The sequence below is a fragment of the Succinivibrio sp. genome (genome assembly GCF_045124615.1).
In the GTDB taxonomy this organism is placed as follows: Bacteria; Pseudomonadota; Gammaproteobacteria; order Enterobacterales; family Succinivibrionaceae; genus Succinivibrio; species Succinivibrio faecicola.
Genome location: NZ_JBGVMC010000097.1, coordinates 1 through 3,588 on the forward strand (window position 1 = coordinate 1; position 3,588 = coordinate 3,588).

At 35.2% G+C, this 3,588-nt stretch carries 4 protein-coding genes; 1 reads left to right on the forward strand and 3 read right to left on the reverse strand.

Features of this window, described 5'->3' with window-relative positions; all coding sequences use genetic code 11:
- A partial coding sequence (locus ACJML3_RS02715; RefSeq protein ID WP_406020387.1) for a hypothetical protein occupies positions 1 to 749 on the forward strand: 749 nt, incomplete at its 5' end.
- Between the two features lie 52 nt (positions 750 to 801).
- Here the strand turns inward: ACJML3_RS02715 and ACJML3_RS02720 are convergent.
- The 3 genes from ACJML3_RS02720 to ACJML3_RS02730 all read right to left on the reverse strand — a co-directional run.
- A complete protein-coding gene (locus ACJML3_RS02720) occupies positions 802 to 1,383 on the reverse strand; it encodes a hypothetical protein (RefSeq protein ID WP_406020388.1) in 582 nt (193 codons plus the stop codon).
- Positions 1,384 to 1,568: 185 nt separating this feature from the next.
- A complete protein-coding gene (locus ACJML3_RS02725) occupies positions 1,569 to 2,480 on the reverse strand; it encodes a hypothetical protein (protein ID WP_288136072.1) in 912 nt (303 codons plus the stop codon).
- A 243-nt stretch (positions 2,481 to 2,723) separates the two neighbouring features.
- A partial coding sequence (locus ACJML3_RS02730; RefSeq protein ID WP_406020390.1) for a protein-ADP-ribose hydrolase occupies positions 2,724 to 3,588 on the reverse strand: 865 nt, incomplete at its 5' end.

Consider the following 3,588-nt stretch of genomic DNA (forward strand, 5'->3'; position numbering starts at 1 on the left):
AAATTCTTGAGAAAACACAGGAAAAAATAAAAACAAATTCTGAAAATGAAAATAAAAAAGAGAAAATAAACGAGTTTTATTCTCTGAATTTTCATAATCTCAATGTAGCTTTAAAAGAAAAAGATCTTGATATAAGTGTAAAGGTCCTAAAACTTGCTGCTGACGATTATTTTGATATTTATTCATATATAAGCCCATCAAGGCTGCCAGTATTGCAAGGATTGAACGGCATGATAAAAGACAGCCTGTATGAAGAGGCCTCATATCAGGTTTGTAAAATTATCACAGGTATTTGTGCTCAAAAAGAATATGAGGATTTTTCATATAAAGCACTAGCACCAGGATGGAGAATGCTATGTCAGCCACCTGCAACAGCAGAGGATGTCGTTCAAAGATATCTAAGAGAAGGTGAGCGCTGCACCGATATTGATCTTACTGATGGAACAATCTTTATTCCAGACGGCACCTATTTTGGTACGGAAAAACACCGTATATGGCACAGTGGCAAAACATCAGAGCCAAGAGTGCTTGCAACTGCCATTTACCTTGCATTTTGCTCTGTTGAAAAGGAAATGAAGTTCTTTTCTGATTTAACAATAAAAGAGCTTGAACCAGGTATAAGACTACTCCATCATTTCACAAAAATTAAAGCTAATATTGGCGAATATTATTTTGATTATAACGATCTGCAAGGAAATGACCGACTTCAAGCTCAAAGTGAGCTTGAAAAAATAATCGCCACTTTATAAGCGGCGATTAAACCATATGTTTGTTGATTTATTGATTTCTTGCTTTATTCCATTAACAGCTAGTAGCAGAGATTACCTGAGCATCATTCTCATTGAACTGTTTTCTATTCAGATATCTTAAATGCTCTTTTGCCTCTTCAAGACTTGAGCATTTACCTGACTTAATGAAATTTGCATAGCACAGCGCATTTTCACTTTTTACCTCTCCATCGTCGAAGAAAGAATAAACATGGTTATAAAGTGTATAACAGCGATGTGAATTTAAAATTCTGTTTGAATTATTGGCAATAAAATTGAATTTTTCAATTTGAGAATAGCTTGAATATACGCCAACAACACAGTAAACACCACCTATTACCAGGGACGCATTTGCTATTATAGAGAAAACCTCATCAGGTACCAGGCCTGACAGAAAAACTATTAGATTTGCAGCAAGTACTACAAGTATTGAACCAAGTACACACTTAAAGGCTTCCCAGTTGGCATTGTATTTTTCACAGAATTCTCTTTTTTCTTTTAGCTTTTCATAATAAGCAAGTTGTCTTGAGAGTCTGACCAGACCTTCTGCTAACAGCTCTCTTTTCTCTCGTGTAACACATTCATTAGGATTTATTGAATAAATATAAGTATCCATAGATAACTCCTTTGTTACAACAAACGTGATTTATATCAGCTTCATTTAAAGTTTACAAAGTCAGTCTTATGGAAAGATTAGCGAATATTTACATTTAAAGAAGAAACATGACGCAGTTAAAATTATAAAAAAAAAATCGGATAACAAAAATGCTATCCGATTATAGTATTGAAAATTTATTTTGATTACTGCTGAGCAGCACCTAAAAGATTAAGAATTACGATCTCACGATCAGCAGGATCAGTGATGCTGTCTGCTGACTTGTAAACAAACTTACCAAAGTCACATGCATCCATAGGCATTGCTCTTGTCAGATCGCTTGCAGCATTAGCAATCTTCTTCTGTTTGAATACTGGTAACTGCTGCATCTGCTTTTCGTTAGCACTTTCTAATAATGAACCTGCCTTTTCAGCCTGCTCCTTAGTTAAGGTTGCGCTCTTGATGTTGCCCTTAGCTACGCTGTGTGCTGCTGCTCTCTGAGCTGCAAGATAAGCTTCTAACTGCTCTTTGGTCATCTTCTTGAATACGCGTGAGCTTGAAGTCTGCATTTCTCTTTCTGCAAACAATCTTGGATCACCGATTACATACATCTTGCATGTTCTTGGTGAAAGAGTTGTAATAAGAGTCTTGTTGTAGTTAAAGAATGCTTCACGCTCCTGTGCTGAAGTCTTTAAAATACCTTCAACTGCGATATCATTCATTGTCTTGAATGCGGTCGCAAATGCTCTCTTCTTATCAAGATTCTTTGCTTTGAAAACGCCCTGCTCATCAAGCTTCTTTACATAGAAATCAAGTAGCTCATCATCAAACATCTTCTTGTAGTGATCTCTTACGATCTCAAGCTTATCTTCATCAAGCTTGAAACCATTTAAGATCTTGTTTAAGTTTGAATCGTTGTTAACGGCCTGAGATAAAAGTGCTCTGAACTGCTCTTGTGGTGTCTTTGGCTTTGATGGGCCAGATGCTAAGAATACAACAATTGCTAAAACGAATAAGACTGCACCTGCAATAACACCGATAGCAACTTTCTTATCCTGTTTTACTTTTTCAACTAATGATAAAGCCTGAGACTTTAGCTCGTCTTTCTTGAATTCCATAATATAACCTTTAGATAGTAAAGAAAAAAGTGGAGCTATTATAGATCATTAGATTAGCTTTGAATTAGCTAAAACTTAGAACTTAAAAAAACAGTACTAAACAGCATTGTTTTTTTCGTGCTAAGTTATGTATATCAAACTCAAATTCAGAAAACTAAATAAGCCTCATTGACAGCTCACATGGCAAAAAGCCATGAGGAGCTGTAAAAAGACTTTATGTACGAATTATCACTTTTTTTTGAATCAGAACAGATTTGGATTAAAAAAAGGCCTTATATCATTGTTGTCATCGCGCTTTTTACCGGTAAGCTCTTTATAGATGGAATAATCGTTATCTGTAAATACGTTGAAAATAACATCAATGTCTGCATTTTTACTTTCAAGATATTCTTTAACAGTATCAACAGCAATTCTTGCAGCCTGTGCTTTTGGAAAACCGAAACAACCTGTAGAAATACAACAAAAAGCAACAGATTTAATACCCTTTTCTCTGGCTATATCAAGAGTATTTGTATAACATAAGGCAAGTGCGTCATTATCTTTTTTCTGTACTTTAAAACTTACATTAGGACCAACAACGTGAATCACATATTTACAAGGAAGATTAAAAGCATCAGTTAAGGTTGCAGAGCCTACAGGTGCGTTTCCCTGATAAAGTTCATTTACAATCTTAGAGCACTCATAACGTAACTGAAGCCCAGAACAAGAGTGTATACAGTTGTCTATGCAGTTGTGTCCTGCCTGAAAGCACCCTAGCAATGATGAATTGGCAGCATTTACAATAGCATCGACTTTTAGGTTTGTAATATCACCTTTGAAAAGATGAATTCTGTTACTTATATGAACACCTAGAAGATCTGATAATTGTGTGAGAGTTTTTTCTTTTAACTCTGCTTGTAAAAGCTCATCTTGAAGTTTGAAATATTCAGGTGAAAGTGCATTTTTGATATTATGCATATTCATAAGACCGCGTAGAAGATTTCTCTGTACAGAATAATCCTCAGAAAACTCCTCAATCTGCTTTTTTAGGATTGGAGTATGATCTGCTAAGATCTCAATCAGACGCGATACAAGATTTGACTTATCCATATTCTTTCTCCTGACTTTT

Coding starts and splice junctions, on each gene's coding strand:
- ACJML3_RS02725 (WP_288136072.1), bottom strand. CDS start 2,480: ATGGAATTCAAGAAAGACGAGCTAAAGTCTCAGGCTTTATCATTAGTT.
- ACJML3_RS02720 (WP_406020388.1), bottom strand. CDS start 1,383: ATGGATACTTATATTTATTCAATAAATCCTAATGAATGTGTTACACGA.